We start from the raw sequence: 15,517 nt of genomic DNA, 5'->3' as shown, positions 1-15,517 counted from the left end.
CCCGCATATGCCTACCAGTATTCTTGAAAAGCGCCTGTTTCTGAAAGAGCGGGAACTGAATGCGCTGCTGGATATCACGCAGGTAATCAACCAGGACTCGACGGAGGCAGCCCTCTACAAAATATTCCAGTTTACCCTGCTCGGCCAGCTCAACATTCGGCGGCTGGTGCTGTATGTGAAGGAGGATAACCAGTGGGTATGCATGGTGTCGTTTGGGGCCGGGCTGGTTGATTTCCGCAAAGTGCCCATGCCGGCGGCCATCCTGAACCACTGCGCCGGCCAGCCGTGCCCGCTCAAGGATTTCCCTGGTCTGGGACCTGAGTGGCAATACTTGGAAACCAGCATTCCGGTGGTTGAAAAAGGGGCGGTGCTGGCCTACGTCTTCATCGGTAACCTTAACGAAGACTACGCCACCGAGGAGGCCACCAAGTTTCTGCAGACGCTGAGCAATATTCTGCTGGGCGCTATCCAGAACCGCCGCCTGGCCCGGCAACGCGTAGCTGATGCGGCCATCCGCAAGGAAATTGAAATTGCCCAGGAAGTGCAAACCATGCTCTTCCCGCGCACGCTGCCCAACGATGCCGCCGTGGCCGTGCACGCCAGCTACGTGCCCCACACCGCCGTGGGCGGCGACTACTACGACGTGGTGGACCTTGACGCCGACCGGTTTCTGTTCTGCGTGGCCGACGTATCGGGTAAGGGTGTGGCCGCGTCGTTGCTGATGTCCAACTTCCAGGCGGGGCTGCGCACCCTCATGCGCCAGCAGGCTGATTTGGCCACCGTGGCCCAGGAACTCAACAACCTGATTTTCCGCAACGCCGGCGGCGACAAGTTCATCACCGTATTTTTTGGCCTCTACAACCGGCGCACCCGGGTGCTGGAATACGTAAACGCCGGCCACAACGACCCGCTGCTCATTCCCGATGCCGGCCCCGTGCTGTTGCTCAAGGAAGGCTCCATCATGCTGGGGGTGATGGACGAGTTGCCGATGTTGAAAGTGGGCCGCCTGGAGGTGCCGCCCCGCGCCCTGCTGCTCACCTACACTGATGGCCTCACCGAGGTATTCGATGCTGACCACGAGGAGTTTGGGGAGGAAGGCGTGTTGCGTGTGCTGCGCCACAACCGGTACGCCCCGCTCGGCACCGTGCACCGGGAGCTACTCCGCGAAATTGAAGCATTCAACACCAACGGCTCCCGCTTCGCCGATGATGTAACCATCCTCAGCTGCCGGTTTAAATAACCACGCGAACAACAGGCAATAGAAAAGCGCCACAGGTTAGCCTGTGGCGCTTTTCTATTGCCTGTTGTTCGCGTGGTTATTCCGTTATTAAGGGCTTATCACCCTCCCGCACCCAAGTGCCTACCCGGATAAGCATGAACAGGTTGATGAAAAAGAAGGAGCCGATTTTGTCAACTTCGACCAGCTCATTCAGCAGCAGGTGAAATACGATGATGACGAAGCTCATGCCGCAGGCCAGCAGCACGTAGCGGGGCTGGCTGCTGGGTTGGGTGCGGTGATAGAGCGTTTCAATGGTAATCAGCGTTCCGCCCAGCAGAATCATGAACAGCACCACGCCCGGGAAACCCTGCTCAGCCAGTACCAGCAGAAAGTAGTTGTGGGTGGTTGATTTCTCGGGATTCTCACTCACATAGGTACGGAAGCTGCGTACTGTATAGCGCTTGTATTCGGGGTAGAAGGTGCTGGGGCCGCTGCCCACCATGGGGTGCGCGGCCGCCATTCGGCCCGCCGCCACCCAGCGGTACACCCGCTCCATGCCCGATACGTCCTGCAGCTTGTAAGTGGCCTCCAGGTGCTTCTCGAAGTTCTGGCCGTTGAACACCGTCTTCTCGAAGTTGGGCGCGTACAGCATATAGTTGTTCTGGCTCAGGAAGTAGAGCGCCCCCGAGAAAACCGCCACCAAAACCGCCACCAGCAGCAGGCGCGTCTGGCGCAGCCGAATAACGCCATAAAACAGCCCCGCTACCGGCAACGACAGCACCGAAGCCCGGGTGTAGGACGTAATCAGGCCAAACAGCAGAATACCCAAACCCACCCACCAAGCCGTTTTGGTGGCCCCGCGGGTACTCCGGATGCTGTACAGCGCAAACGGCAGCAGCAGCGCCAGCACCGTGGCGTAGATAACGTGGTTGCGGTAAAACGGCTGCACCGCCTCGTTTACCGACTCAAAGCTGAAGCCGTGCGTGGCGTGCTTGGCAGCCGTAATCAATACCGTGAGTGAGGCACTGATGGCGTACAGCCCCGCCACCCGCCAGATATCGGCCGGGCGCCGCACCAGCAGCAGCGTACCCAGCCCAAACGGTACCAGATACCAGGTTTTGGCCAGCAGGTACTTGATGGATTTGGTAGTATCCACCGAAAACACGGCCGACACGGCCGACCACAGCAGCATTAGGAGCAGGATAATAACCAGCGGGTGCAGCAGCTCCCGGCGCGGGATAAACGTGCGGCGCATCAGCACCGTGGCCAGAATGCAGCCCGTGAGCACCAGCAGTAGCGGCTCCGAGGGTACGTCCATGCTCAGCCCGCCGGGTAGGGGCAATTCCCGGGAGAAGGCCAGCGTCAGAAACAGCAGGTAATAGAGCAGCCGCCACTCCGTGAACACCACCAACACCCCCACGGCCAGGGCTACCGGCAGCAGCGCCAGCGGCGTGCTCAGCAACAACGCGGTGGCTCCGCCCAGCAACAACACCACCACAAAGCCCACGAAAATGCGTTGGGCCGGGTCCTGGGGCAGAAAGGAGGTTAGGCGCTGGTTCACAGCACGGGTGCACTGGCTGGCCGGCGGGTGGTTCGCCGCCACAGCTCCAGCAGCGTAATCACCACAATGGAGAGGGCCAGCGTCAGGAATACGGAACCGGCCACAATCAGCCAGCGGATGGGCTTGCTTTTCTTGGTGGCCGGGTACGCCTTCTGCACCACGTATAGCGAGGAAAGTTTGCCCTTCAGTGCCACGTCGGCCGTTTCGTAGTCGCCGCGAGCTTTTACCAGCCGCGCCTGCAGGTCGGTCATGCGGGCCGTAAATAGGTTCAGCGAGTCTACGCCCTGGGTGTAGTCTTCTAGGTTGATGACGTTGCCGGCTTCGGATTGGGTAAGGCCCCGCAGAGCCCGGCGCAAACCGGCGGCTTTTTCCCCGTCGCCCTCACCCTCGGCCTGCCGCAGCTTGGATTCTACCTCAATAATCTCGCGGGCCAGATAGCGCGACTGTTGCTCCAGCCCGTAAATGCCGTAGCGGCGGCGGGCCTGAATGAGCTTCTGACGGGAGGTTTCGAACTCCTTGTTCAGAAACTGGTACCGCTGCTGGTACAGGCCCAGCACGTTGCGGCGGTTTTCCAGGGTCAGCTGCTGGTTTACCGAGTCAATTACCTGCACCAAGGCATTGGCTATCTGCGCGGCCAGCTGTTTGTCCTCATCAAAAAAGGTGAGCTCAATGGCGTCCCGCTCGTTGTGCACGATATCCAGGTTGGAGCTGAATTTGCGCAGGGCGGCATCATCAGCGGCATCGTCGCCGGCCGCGCCCGTGTTGTAGTGCTGGTGCAGGTTGAAGCGGTTGATGATCAGCTCCGCTACCGGCTGCGACTCCCCAATGGTAATAACCCGGTCCAGGTCTTCGGTGCGGCCGCCTAGCTCCAGCTTGCTGCCCTCGGTGGCAATGCGGTCAGGGTCAGTGGTTTGGGGGTTGGTAGGGAAGAAAACAGCCGTTGACTTGTACACGTTGGGCAGCAGCAGGGCCACCACCATACTCACTATCAGGGCCATGAGTAGGGCTGCGCCTACAAGTTTTTTCCAGCGGTTGATGATAGGCCACAGGCCCAGGAGGGAATAAGACGACTCCGACATGCGAAATAGAAGGCTGCGCGGCTGAAAGTGAAGGGGTAGCCGTAGGCGGCAGGCAAATATAGAGGAAAAAGGCCCTCAGCCGGTGCCGGTTCTTGTCGGGCTAGGCGGCGGGTTTTGCGTAGTTTTGCGTCTTCCTGCCGCAGTTACCAATTGGATTAGTGTCCGATTCAGGGCAATTTGTTTTTCGCTCACGCACTCCGCTTATCAAACGCTTCCTCGGAAATATCAGCTTTGTAGTGCTGCTGAACCTGCTGGTGAAACCCGGTTGGGTGGTGCTGGAAAACGTGGTGCAGGACCGCATCGGCCACGAGCAGTTTGGCACTTTCACGGCCCTGCTTACCCTGGCTACCATTGTGGCCGGCATTTCCGACCTAGGCACCACGCAGCTGACCACTAAGCGGCTGGCGGCCACGCCCAGCTTCTTCGCCGATTTCTTTCCCACGCTGCTGCCCCTGCGGGCCGGGCTGGGCCTGGGTTTTCTGCTGCTTACGGTGGGGGCGGGCTGGGTGCTGGGCTACCGGGGCCACTGGCTGGTACTGCTGGCCCTCACGGCGGCCGGGCTGCTGCTCACCCAATACACACTGTTTTTGCGCGGGGTGCTGCAGGCCCACCAGCGCTTCAATACCGATGCGGTGCTGTCGGTGCTGGAGCGGCTGCTGCTGCTGGGCCTAGTGCTGGCGCTGCTGCCGCTGGGCCTGAACCTAGACCGGTACGTGGGCGTGCGCACGGTGGCAGTGCTGTTTACTTTTTTGCTGCTGGCTGGCCTGATTCGGCGGTTGTATGGGCGGGTGGCGCTGCGGCCCCGGTGGCAGCAGGCCCGGCAGGTGCTGCTGGAAAGTCTGCCGCTGGCCTTTATTACGCTGGTGTATGGCCTCAATGAGCGGATAGACATGCTGATGCTGGAGCGGCTGGTATCGGCCAAAGAAGCCAGCTACTACGCCGCCGCCTACCGCTGGGTAGATGCCGTGATGATGTACCTCTGGACGGTGCTGCCGCTATTCTTCGCCCGCTTCGCCCACGCCACGGGCCGCCGCCCCGAGCAGCAGGAGCTGTTGTGGTTTGGGCAGCGGGTAGTTACGGTGCCGCTGCTGCTGGTAGTCGGCTTCGGGCTGTTTAGGGGCGAGCTGCTGTTCTTCCAGTTCAAGCACAGCACCCCCGCCGAGCTGCTGCGCATGACGCAGTGCCTGCAGGTGCTGTTCCTGAACGTACTGGTGCACGCCTTCTTCGCCATCTACAGCACCCTGCTCACCAGCACCGACCACGAAAAACCGGTTTCCTGGCTGGTAACGGGCAGCATTGTGCTCAACACCGGCCTCAACTTTCTGTTGATGCCGCGTTACGGGGCCTTGGCTGGGGCGGCCAATACGCTGCTGTGCGCCGTATTTGTGTCCGTTGGCTACGTGTGGCTGGTGCCGCGCCGCACCGGGGTGCGCCCGCCCTGGGCTACGTTGCTCCGGCTGGCTGCGGCGTTTGGCGGGCTGTGCGGGGGCTGGTATGCACTGCGTACCTATGCCGGGCTGCCGTGGTGGCTGGAAACGGCCGCGGCGGGTATCTGGCTGCTGGTGTTGATATTTGCCCTGGGCATCGTGCGGGTCTCTGAAGTACGAGCCCTGCGCAAGAAGCCGGAAACCGCCACGGAGTAAACCCAACGGTATACCCACTGGCTTTTACAAGCTGTGCGAATTCTGTTTTGCCCCTTGCCCTATACCCCATTCCTCGCATGGATATAGCCGTCAACGTCCGCTTTCTGTTGCCCGGCAACCAGCTGGAGGGTATTGGGCGGTTCACGTTCGAAACGCTCCGGCGCATGGTGCAGCAGCATCCCGAGCACACGTTTCATTTTCTTTTCGACCGGCCGTTTGATGAGCGGTACCTGTTTGGCCCCAACGTGGTGCCGCACGTGCTCCGCCCCCCGGCCCGGCACCCATTGTTGTGGGTGGCCTGGTTTGAAGGAGCCGTGGCCCGCTGGCTGCGCCGCCACCGCCCGGCCGTATTCCTGAGCACCGACGGCTATACTACACTGCGTACCCGCGTGCCGCGCGTAACGGTGCTGCACGACTTGGCATTCGAGCACTTTCCGCAGGATGTAGACCGGCTGGTGCGACGCTACTACCAATATTTCACGCCCCGCTTTGCACAGGCCTCCGAGCGGCTGGTGGCGGTATCAGAAGCTACCCGCCAAGACATCGTGCAGACGTATGGGGTGCCGGCCGACAAAATCAGCGTGGTATACAATGCCGCTGATGCGCATTTTCAGCCCCAGGCACCCGCCGTGCAGCAGGCCACCCGGGAGCGGTTTGCAGCCGGAAAGGATTACTTTCTGTTTGTGGGAGCCTTGCAGCCCCGCAAAAACCTGGTGAACCTGCTGCGGGCGTTTGATGCGTTCAAAACCGCCACCGGTGCCCCCGTCAAGCTGCTGGTGGTGGGCCGCACGGCCTGGAAAGCCGGCCCCATTTTCGAAGTATACCAGCAGCTTCAGCACCGCCACGACGTGCACCTGACCGGCCGTGTAACCGACGCGGAGCTGGTAGAGTTGTACGCTGCCGCCCTGGCCACCTGCTACGTGCCGTATTTCGAGGGCTTCGGCATTCCCATCATCGAAGCCCAGGCCTGTCACTCGCCGGTTGTTACCTCTAACTGCAGCTCCCTGCCCGAAGTGGCCGGCGCCGCCTGCCTCGTCGACCCATTTTCGCCGGATTCCATTGCAGCGGGCCTGCAGCGCGTGTGGGAATCCGAAGAGTATCGGCAGCAGTTGGTGGAACTGGGGCAGCGCAACCTGCAGCGCTTCAGTTGGGACGAAAGTGCCCGGCATCTTTGGGCCGAAGTGGAGCGGGCCGTGAGGAGGTAGTCTTTAGTTATCAGTTATTGGGAAAAGACCACTCGCAACTGATAACAACCAATCGACAACCAAAACGAACACCAGAAAACAGCAAACGAACACCGAAAAGCGAAGATGCACTTACACCGAATGCCTGGCCTGGTGCAACGGCTGTTTCCGGAGTGCCTCTGGACGATGCCGGCCACGGAGCGGGTCATCTACCTGACCTTTGATGACGGCCCGATTCCGGAGGAAACGCCGTTTGTGCTGGAACAATTGGCGCAGTTTGGGGCCCAGGCCACGTTTTTCTGCGTGGGCGAAAACGTGCGCCGCCACCCGGCGGTAGCCCGGCAGGTGCTGGCGGGTGGGCACCGGCTGGCCAACCACACATATCATCATATCAGTGGCTGGAGTCACTCCCGGCCCGAGTACCTGGCCGACGTGGAGCAGTGCCGCCTGGTGCTGGCAGACGTGCAGCCCGAGACCCGGCCGCTGCTCCGCCCCCCCTACGGCCGCATCACCCCCGGCCTGGCCCGGCAACTGCACCAAACCCATCAGGTAGTGATGTGGGACGTACTTACTTGCGACTACGACCCAAATTTTGCGCCGGAGCAGTGCCTAGCTACTGCCATTCTCCTCACCCGGCCCGGCTCCATCGTGGTATTTCACGACAGCCTGAAGGCCCGCCGCAACCTGCGCTACGTGCTGCCCCGTTACTTGGCACACTTCGCCGCCCTCGGCTACCGCTTCGATAAACTGTAGCCGAATGCTGGTTTTCCTCACGCTGTATTTTCTGGGCTGGTTTGGTCTGCTGCTCACAGCTACGGTGTTATTTGGGCGCGATAAACCCACTACGCCACCACCCCCGCAGCCGCTGCCCCGCGTGAGCATCCTCATTGCCGCCCGCAACGAGGAAGCCGCCATCGGCCGCTGCCTGCAAGCCATCCGGGAACTGCAGTACCCGCCCACGCTGGTAGAAGTGCTGCTCGGTAATGATGGTTCTACTGATGCTACTGCCCGTGTAGCTGAGGCTGCTATGCTGGGGTACGCCGGCTCGTTCCGGATTCTACCCATCACCGGAACCCTGGGCACGGCCCGGGGCAAAGCCAACGTGCTGGCCCATCTAGCCCGGGCCGCCACCACGGAGTACTTCTGTATCACCGACGCGGATATTGCCGTGCCACCTACCTGGCTAACTGGGCTGCTGGCCCACACCGGGCCCGGCATCGGCAGCGTTACGGGCCTCACGCTGGTAACCGGGCCCCGGCTGTTCCACCGTCTGCAAGGCCTCGACTGGCTGATTTCGTTGGGGTTGGTGCAGGTAGTTACCGATTTGGGCCGGCCCGTAACGGCCATGGGCAACAATATGCTGGTTACCCGTGCTGCCTACGAGTCTACCGGCGGCTACGAGGCGCTGCCGTTTTCCGTCACCGAAGATTTCGAGTTGTTCAAGGCCATTCTGCGCCAGGGCTACGGCTACCGCAACCTGTTCCAACCCGAAGTACTGGCCGAGTCGTTGCCCATGTACACTTGGCGCGGCCTGTTGCACCAGCGGCGGCGGTGGCTGCGTGGGGTAGAGCAACTGCCCGGCTGGCTGCAGGCCTGCCTGGCCCTATACGGCTCGTTTTACCCGTTGCTGGCCGTGTTGGCGGTGGTGGCGGGCTGGCATTGGGCAGCAGGAGTATGGGCAGCGAAGATAGGCCTGCAGGGCTGGCTGGCGGCCAAGTGCTTCCGGCGGGTGGGTCGTCGGCCGCCACTTGAGCTGCTCCTCCTGTTCGAACTCTACACACTAGCCCTGACCGGCAGCCTGGTGGTATTCCGGCTACTACCCCTACGGTTCGAGTGGAAAGGCCGGCAGTACCGGTAAAAAAAGGATTGTTTTTTATCCGCGTGCTACGTGCGAGTTGGGATAAGTCTGCCACTAAGCGGGGCGCGGTTGCGTGTGATGTAAGCGTATTGCTGCTGATTAACGCGGGTGGTGAGGTAAGTGAAAAGCCTTTTTTTGGCTGGATTTAGGGGAATTTGGGCTTTACATTTGGTTACCCGCCGGGCTGCAGATTTGCCCGTCTTCATTCCCCATCTAACAGTCCATGTTTCGTTTCCCATCCCACCGTGCGTCTTTGCTGGCGGCAGCTTTGTTCTGCGCGGCTCCGCTCGTATCAACTGCGCAAACTGCATCTTCATCCGTCAGCAAAAAGCCGGCTGCCTCAGCCAACCGCCAGCAGGAGCTGCTGGGCAACGAAGCCAAGATTGAGGCCCTGCTGAAAAAGCTGACGCTGGAAGAAAAGATTGCCATGCTGCACGCCAACTCCGCCTTCGCGGCCGGGGGCATCAAGCGGCTGAATATCCCGGAAATCATGACCTCCGACGGCCCCCACGGGGTGCGCCCCGAGCAGGGCCGGGACTGGAAAGGCGTGAAAAACGCCAACGACGCCGGCACTTACCTGCCCGTAGGCAACGCCCTGGCCTCCACCTGGAATCCCGCGTTGGGCTATGCTTTCGGCACCGTAATGGGCAGTGAGGCCGCCGCCCGGGGCAAAGACATCATCCTCGGCCCCGGTATCAACATCATCCGCACGCCCCTCAATGGCCGCAACTTCGAGTACCTGAGCGAAGACCCTTACCTCATCACCAAAATGGTAGTGGGCTACATCAAGGGCGTACAGGACCAGGGCGTATCGGCCTGCGTGAAGCACTACGCGGCCAACAACCAGGAGGCCCACCGCAACGACATCGACGTGGAAATGAGCGAGCGGGCCCTGCGTGAGATTTACCTGCCGGGCTTTAAGGCTGCCGTGCAAGAGGCCGGCGTGTACACGCTCATGGGCTCCTACAACAAGTTTCGGGGCACCTACGCCACCGAAAACGCATACCTGATGAACGACATTCTGAAGGGAGAGTGGGGCTTTAAAGGCCTGGTAATTAGCGACTGGGGCTCGGTGCACGACACCCAAAAGGCCCTGCGCAACGGTACCGACCTGGAAATGGGCACTGACCTCTCGTTGATGTACGGCAACGTGGACCAGACCGCCACCGGCGCGCAAGCCACCCGCAGCCTCTACGACCGGTTTTTCCTGGCTGATGCCGCCCTGGAGGCGGTGAAGAAGGACAAGAGCCTGGAGCCGCTGGTGGACGATAAAGTGCGCCGCATCCTGCGCGTGATGTACAAAATCAGCATGCTGGACGGAGCCAAGCGCAAACCCGGTGCCTACAACACCCCCGAGCACTATGCCACGGCCCTGAAAGTGGCCGAGGAAGGCATCGTGCTGCTCAAAAACGACAACAACTTTCTGCCCCTCAAGAAGACCACCAAAACCTTCGCCGTCATCGGCGAAAACGCTACCCGCGAAAACGCCATGGGCGGCGGCAGCTCCCAGGTGAAAGCCAAGTATGAGGTAACGCCTCTGCAGGGTCTGCAGAAAGCCCTGGGCTCCGGGGCTACCGTTACGTATGCCCAAGGCTACAAAATTGCCCGGGGCCAGCAGGCCGACCCTCAGCTGATTGCCCAGGCCGTGGCCGCCGCCAAGGCTGCCGACGTGGCCATTGTGGTGGGCGGCTCCACCCATGGCTACGACTACAGCAAGTGGGGCGACAACGCCTACGACGCCGAGGGCTTCGACAAGCCCGACATGAAAATGCCCTTCGGGCAGGATGAGCTGATTAAGGCCGTAGTAGCTGCCAACCCCAACACCGTGGTAGTGCTGCTGGGCGGTGGCATGATGGACGTATCGGCGTGGCAGGGGCAGGTGAAGGGCATTGTGGAGGCCTGGTACCCCGGAATGGAAGGCGGCAACGCCATTGCCCACGTGCTGTTCGGGGATGTGAACCCCTCCGGCAAGCTGCCTATGACCTGGCCCGTGAAGCTCGAAGACTCCCCGGCCCACAAGCTGGGTGAATACCCCAGCACCCCCGGCAACGAGCTGAAGCAAACCTATAAAGAGGACGTGTTTGTGGGCTACCGCTACTTCGATACCTATAACGTAACGCCCCAGTACGCTTTCGGCCACGGCCTGAGCTACACCACTTTCGAGTACGGCAAGCTCACCGTAAAGCCCTCGGGCCAGGGAGCCACGGCCACGCTCACGGTGCGCAACACCGGTAAAGTAGCCGGCGCCGAAGTAGTGCAGCTCTACGTGCACGACGACCAGGCCAGCGTGAAGCGCCCCGAAAAGGAGCTGAAAGCCTTCGAGAAAGTATTCCTGAAGCCCGGCGAGTCGAAAACCGTCACCCTCACCCTCGGCCCCGATGCCTTCCGCTTCTACGATGAAGCCCGGAAGCAGTGGGTGCTGGAGCCCGGCACCTTCACCCTGCAAGCCGGTAGCTCCTCCCGCACCATCCACCAAACCGCCACGGTGAAGCTGTAAGCGGTCAAGTTGTGAAGTGGTAAGGCAGTCGTCATTGCGGGGCAGAGCCGAAGCAATCTGTCCTTCCCCAAGCTCCCAACTTTGACCTATTCCAAAGCCCCTGATGCCAACCCGGTCGTCAGGGGCTTTTCTATGATAAGGCATTGCGCGCTGAAAAGGACGAATTGCTTCGGACACTGGCTTGATGCGCCACATGCCTCGCAATTACGTTTCACCACTTCACCACATCATAATTTCACAACCTCACCACTTCCCGCTGCCTTACCTTTGCGCCATGCAATTCTCTGATTCGCACGCGCACATTTACGCTGAGCAGTTCCGGCCCGACCAGGACGATATGCTGCAGCGGGCTTTTGAAGCCGGAGTAGACTCTATTTTCATGCCCAACATCGACCACACCAGCATTGATGCCATGCTGGAGGTGGAGGCAAAATACCCCAACCACTGCTTTGCCCAAATGGGCCTGCACCCCTGCCACGTAACCCGGCAGTTTGAAAAGGAGCTGTACGAGGTGGAAACCTGGCTTAACCGCCGGCCTTTCGCGGCAGTAGGAGAGTGCGGCATTGATTTGTACTGGGATAAAACCATGCTGGCCGAGCAGCAGGAAGCCCTGCGCATCCAGGTAGCCCTGGCCAAAAAGCACAACCTGCCCCTGGTACTGCACACCCGCGAGGCCTTCCGCGAAGCCGCCGACATCATCACGGCCGCCCAGGATGGTACGCTACGGGGCGTGTTTCACTGCTTCTCCGGTACGAAGGCCGAAGCTGAGGAAGTTATCCGCCTGGGCTTCAAGCTGGGTATTGGGGGAGTGGCTACCTTCAAAAACGGTGGCCTCGACAAGGTGCTGCCCGGTATTGGGCTGGAACATTTGCTGCTGGAAACCGACGCACCCTATCTGGCCCCCACATCCCACCGCGGCAAGCGCAACGAGCCCGCCTACATTCCGCTGGTGGCCTACCGCGTAGCCGAAATCATGGGCCTGACCGGCGCCGAAGTGGCCGCCGCCACCACCCGCAACACGTTGGAGCTATTCGGGGAAGCCAGCCGGTTGAAGCAGTAAATTCGGCTGTCATGCAGAGGCGCAGCCGAAGCATCTCGCGTGCTGAGGTCAGAATTACTCTGCAACCTCAGCACGCGAGATTCCTCACGCCGCGCGGAATGACGTTCTGTTTCGGTTGCTAACTTGCCGCTCCACCCAACCACCTGCTAGTGTCAGCTGCTGAAACCCACCCCCAAACCTCCATTCTCATCATCTACACCGGCGGCACCGTCGGGATGGCCTACAATAAGCGCGGCGAGCTGGTGCCGATGAATTTCGAGCAGATCCGGAAGAAGATGCCCGAGCTGCGCCAGCTGAACATGCAGGTGGATGTTACCAACCTCGGTGACCCCATCGACTCCAGCAACGTAACCGCCCAGGACTGGCTGCGGCTGGCCGCCCTCATCGGGGAGAAATACGACCAGTACGACGGCTTCGTGGTGCTGCACGGCACCGATACCATGGCCTACTCGGCGGCGGCGCTCAGCTTCCTGCTCGAAAACCTGGGCAAAACGGTCGTATTTACCGGGGCCCAGGTGCCCGTGGGCCGCATCCGCACCGATGCGCGCCGCAACCTGATAACTGCCCTAGAAATGGCCGCCGCCCGCCACCCCGAGGCCGGCACCGTGCGCGTACCGGAGGTGTGCCTGTTTTTCAACGACCAGCTCATTCGGGGTAACCGGGCCAAGAAGGTGGAAAGCCAGCAGTATAATGCCTTCCGCTCCGAAAATTACCCGCCCCTGGCCGAAGCGGGTATAGAGCTGGAGTTCAACGACAAGCAGATCCGGCCACTGCCCGCTGCGCCATTGCAGGTGCATCAGCAGCTGGAAGAAAACGTTGCCATCATCCACCTGTTTCCCGGCCTTACTGAAACCATGCTCCGGGCCCAGCTGGAGGCATCTGGGCTGCGCGGAGCGGTGCTGCTTACGTATGGAGCTGGCAACGCCCCCACGGCCCCGTGGTTTTTGCAGGCCCTGCGCGCCGCCACCGAGCGGGGCGTGCTGCTCCTGAACGTGAGCCAGTGCGAGGAAGGCCGCGTGATGCAGGGCCGCTACGAAACCAGCGCCTACCTCACCGAAATGGGTATACTTGGTGGGGCCGATATTACGGTGGAAGCCGCCATAACCAAGCTCATGTTTGTGCTGGGCCTCAATGAGAAACCCGCCCTTACCCGCCAGCTACTTACCCAGGACCTGCGCGGCGAAATCACAATACTGTAGCCAAAAGCACCAGCCTGCTTGCGTATCCCGAAAATCGGGTGTTATTTTGCGCCACTTCCCGCAATACCCAGAGAGGTGTCCGAGTGGTTGAAGGAGCACGCCTGGAAAGTGTGTATGGGTCTAAAGCTCATCGTGGGTTCGAATCCCATCCTCTCTGCATAAAAGCCCGTTTGCACGCTGCAAACGGGCTTTTTGTTTCACGGTTTGCTGCCTTTTAAATTCCCGGCCGGTGCTGGCCATCCAACGGGCTACTTTTCCGTTGAAGGCCTACTATGAAACGACCCCACGTAATCTGCCACATGATGTCCACGGTGGACGGCAAAATTCTGGCCGCCAATTGGCAGGACCAACAGCTCACCGATACCTATTCCGGCTACTTCGAGAAGTACCACGATACCTTCACCAGCCAAGCCTGGATGTGCGGCCGCGTCACAATGGAGCGTGACTTTTCAAAAGGTGCCAAGCCCGACCTGCAGCCCGCTCCTCATCCCATTGCCCGAAAGCCGTTCATTGGCGACCCCAACGCCACGTCCTTTGCCGTGGCTGTGGATGCGCACGGTAAGCTGGGCTGGAACAGCAACGCCACCGGTGGCGACCATATCGTGGAGGTACTGACGGAGCAGGTCAGCGACGAGTATTTGTACTATCTGCAGCGCCAGCGTATCTCTTACCTGTTTGCGGGCAAGAACGAAATTGACTTTGCCTCAGTGTTGGAGCAGTTGGCCGAGCTGTTTCCCATTGAAACGCTGATGCTGGAGGGCGGCGGCCACCTCAACGGGTCCCTGCTCAATGCCGGCCTCATTGATGAGCTGAGCCTTCTGATCCTCCCAATTGCCGATGGCACCCTGAAGTCGCCCACCACATTTGAGGTCAGTGACTACCTGAAAAAAGGGCCCGCCACGCGCCTGCACCTAACGCAGGTGCAACAGCTGGATAACGATGTGGTGTGGCTGAAATACCGGTTTAGGGCTGCATAATTCGGACCATGCAGGGCCAAAGGCTTGGTAACTCCAGCCATTGGTCCTCTAGTCGTTCAACTCCTTATAAACCAGCAGGGGATTAGTAGTTACTACCTGTTCGCCGGGAGCAAGGCCGCTACGCACGTAGCTGACGTTGCCTACGGTATGGCCCGGCACTACTTCCCGGGTAGCAAGCTGGCCATTGGGTTGCTTCACCATGGCGTAGCGCCGCCCGTTGGCAAAAATCAGGCTGCCGGCGGGCACGGTGGGCAGCTGCTCCGGAGTGGTGTTGGTAAGCTGTACTTGGGCATACATGCCGGGCTTGAGCAGATGGCCGGGGTTTGTCAGGCGTATCCGAACTTGCAGGCTGCGGCCTTCGGCCCGGAGTAGGTTGAACACCTTGTCTACCTGGCCGGTGAATACCTGCTTGGGGTAGGCCAGCGTTCGGATTTCGGCTGGCAGCCCAACTTTCACCCGGTTGATATCGGCCTGAAACACGTCGGCTAACACCCACACCTCATCCAGGTTGGCGAGGGTAAATAGTGGTCCAACCTGGTCGGGGGTGAACTGGGCGCCGGCGCTGATGCGCTGGGCGGTAATGGTGCCCGCCTGAGGTGCCCGCACCACGTATCGGTTTTGGGCCGTAGTGAAAACGGCTTGCTGCTGCTGTACCCGATTAGTTTCGGCCTGGGCCGTGCGCAACGCGGCCTGGGCCTGGGCCAGCTCCCGCTCCGAAACTAGGCCATCGGCGTGCATCGATTTCGTTGCGGCCAGCTGCTGCCGGGCCGTTGCCAGCGAAACGGCAGCATCGGTGGCTTCCTGTTCCAGCGTGGCTACCCGCGCACTGCGCACTACTGCCAGTGTCTGGCCCTTCGCAACTTGGTCGCCCAACGATACGGGCACCTGCTCTACTACTCCGCCCGCCAGGGCATACACTTCCGTTAGCTGGTCGGTGTTGGCGGCTATCTGCCCTGTCAGGCGCAGTTGGGTTTGTACGGGAGCCATCCGCACCGAGTCAGTAGCGAGCTGCGCCGCAAGCGGCGACTGAGTAGCAACGGGCTGCACTATTTCCGCTACTTCCTCAGTGCAGCCAATCAGCCCCAGGCTGGAGGGTAACAGAACTAAGCTGGTAAAATGAAATAAGCGGTTCATAAGCAATGCACTTGGAATGGAATGCAAGCCTACGCCGCTGGTATTAGGGCAGGGTTAGAGGTAGATTAGAAACGGATTAGAAAGTGAATTTTAGGTGAATATTCAC

At 60.5% G+C, this 15,517-nt stretch carries 12 protein-coding genes and 1 tRNA gene; 10 read left to right on the top strand and 3 right to left on the bottom strand.

Annotation, left to right across the window (positions count from 1 at the left end; genetic code table 11):
* Positions 1 to 7 precede the first annotated feature (7 nt).
* Positions 8 to 1,240 carry a PP2C family protein-serine/threonine phosphatase gene (locus LF252_RS09635; protein ID WP_226269371.1) on the top strand — a complete coding sequence of 411 codons (1,233 nt, stop codon included), beginning with the start codon at positions 8 to 10 and terminating at the stop codon, positions 1,238 to 1,240.
* 76 nt (positions 1,241 to 1,316) lie between these two features.
* Here LF252_RS09635 and LF252_RS09630 read toward each other — a convergent pair whose 3' ends face one another.
* Complete coding sequence (locus tag LF252_RS09630; RefSeq protein ID WP_226269370.1) at positions 1,317 to 2,780, bottom strand: O-antigen ligase family protein; 1,464 nt, start codon at positions 2,778 to 2,780, stop codon at positions 1,317 to 1,319.
* Positions 2,777 to 3,859, bottom strand: coding sequence for a GumC domain-containing protein (locus LF252_RS09625; RefSeq protein WP_226269369.1), 1,083 nt, complete (start codon positions 3,857 to 3,859; stop codon positions 2,777 to 2,779). The genes LF252_RS09630 and LF252_RS09625 overlap by 4 nt, the downstream gene beginning before the upstream one ends.
* A 158-nt stretch (positions 3,860 to 4,017) precedes the next feature.
* Between LF252_RS09625 and LF252_RS09620 the strand changes: the two genes are divergently transcribed.
* From LF252_RS09620 to LF252_RS09580, 9 genes are all read left to right on the top strand, one after another.
* Positions 4,018 to 5,502 (top strand): lipopolysaccharide biosynthesis protein, encoded by a 1,485-nt coding sequence (locus tag LF252_RS09620; RefSeq protein WP_226269368.1) that lies wholly within the window; start codon positions 4,018 to 4,020, stop codon positions 5,500 to 5,502.
* A 77-nt stretch (positions 5,503 to 5,579) separates the two neighbouring features.
* The gene (locus tag LF252_RS09615; RefSeq protein ID WP_226269367.1) at positions 5,580 to 6,707 is read left to right on the top strand and encodes a glycosyltransferase family 4 protein; all 1,128 of its coding nucleotides are present in this window, start codon (positions 5,580 to 5,582) and stop codon (positions 6,705 to 6,707) included.
* Positions 6,708 to 6,827: 120 nt separating this feature from the next.
* Positions 6,828 to 7,439, top strand: coding sequence for a polysaccharide deacetylase family protein (locus LF252_RS09610; protein WP_226269366.1), 612 nt, complete (start codon positions 6,828 to 6,830; stop codon positions 7,437 to 7,439).
* A 4-nt stretch (positions 7,440 to 7,443) separates the two neighbouring features.
* The gene (locus LF252_RS09605; RefSeq protein ID WP_226269365.1) at positions 7,444 to 8,544 is read left to right on the top strand and encodes a glycosyltransferase; all 1,101 of its coding nucleotides are present in this window, start codon (positions 7,444 to 7,446) and stop codon (positions 8,542 to 8,544) included.
* Positions 8,545 to 8,767: 223 nt separating this feature from the next.
* Positions 8,768 to 11,041: a glycoside hydrolase family 3 C-terminal domain-containing protein gene (locus tag LF252_RS09600; protein WP_226269364.1), complete on the top strand. Its 2,274-nt coding sequence runs from the start codon at positions 8,768 to 8,770 to the stop codon at positions 11,039 to 11,041.
* 274 nt (positions 11,042 to 11,315) lie between these two features.
* Positions 11,316 to 12,101, top strand: a complete 786-nt coding sequence (locus LF252_RS09595; protein ID WP_226269363.1) for a TatD family hydrolase — start codon at positions 11,316 to 11,318, stop codon at positions 12,099 to 12,101.
* A gap of 149 nt (positions 12,102 to 12,250) precedes the next feature.
* Positions 12,251 to 13,300 (top strand): asparaginase, encoded by a 1,050-nt coding sequence (locus LF252_RS09590; protein ID WP_226269362.1) that lies wholly within the window; start codon positions 12,251 to 12,253, stop codon positions 13,298 to 13,300.
* Between the two features lie 69 nt (positions 13,301 to 13,369).
* A tRNA-Ser gene (locus tag LF252_RS09585) sits at positions 13,370 to 13,457 on the top strand.
* Positions 13,458 to 13,572: 115 nt separating this feature from the next.
* On the top strand, positions 13,573 to 14,277 hold the full coding sequence (locus LF252_RS09580; RefSeq protein WP_226269361.1) for a RibD family protein: 705 nt from the start codon (positions 13,573 to 13,575) through the stop codon (positions 14,275 to 14,277).
* A 48-nt stretch (positions 14,278 to 14,325) separates the two neighbouring features.
* Here LF252_RS09580 and LF252_RS09575 read toward each other — a convergent pair whose 3' ends face one another.
* Positions 14,326 to 15,411 (bottom strand): efflux RND transporter periplasmic adaptor subunit, encoded by a 1,086-nt coding sequence (locus LF252_RS09575; protein WP_226269360.1) that lies wholly within the window; start codon positions 15,409 to 15,411, stop codon positions 14,326 to 14,328.
* Between the last annotated feature and the right edge of the window lie 106 nt (positions 15,412 to 15,517).

The organism is Hymenobacter pini (assembly GCF_020421205.1).
Taxonomy (GTDB): Bacteria; Bacteroidota; Bacteroidia; order Cytophagales; family Hymenobacteraceae; genus Hymenobacter; species Hymenobacter pini.
This window is presented reverse-complemented; position numbering and strand designations above follow the sequence as displayed.

Bases quoted from the DNA above. Each gene is read 5' to 3' on its own strand.
- LF252_RS09575 (WP_226269360.1), bottom strand. From the start codon at position 15,411: ATGAACCGCTTATTTCATTTTACCAGCTTAGTTCTGTTACCCTCCAGC.
- LF252_RS09625 (WP_226269369.1), bottom strand. From the start codon at position 3,859: ATGTCGGAGTCGTCTTATTCCCTCCTGGGCCTGTGGCCTATCATCAAC.
- LF252_RS09600 (WP_226269364.1), top strand. From the start codon at position 8,768: ATGTTTCGTTTCCCATCCCACCGTGCGTCTTTGCTGGCGGCAGCTTTG.
- LF252_RS09615 (WP_226269367.1), top strand. From the start codon at position 5,580: ATGGATATAGCCGTCAACGTCCGCTTTCTGTTGCCCGGCAACCAGCTG.
- LF252_RS09605 (WP_226269365.1), top strand. From the start codon at position 7,444: ATGCTGGTTTTCCTCACGCTGTATTTTCTGGGCTGGTTTGGTCTGCTG.
- LF252_RS09610 (WP_226269366.1), top strand. From the start codon at position 6,828: ATGCCTGGCCTGGTGCAACGGCTGTTTCCGGAGTGCCTCTGGACGATG.
- LF252_RS09580 (WP_226269361.1), top strand. From the start codon at position 13,573: ATGAAACGACCCCACGTAATCTGCCACATGATGTCCACGGTGGACGGC.
- LF252_RS09595 (WP_226269363.1), top strand. From the start codon at position 11,316: ATGCAATTCTCTGATTCGCACGCGCACATTTACGCTGAGCAGTTCCGG.
- LF252_RS09635 (WP_226269371.1), top strand. From the start codon at position 8: ATGCCTACCAGTATTCTTGAAAAGCGCCTGTTTCTGAAAGAGCGGGAA.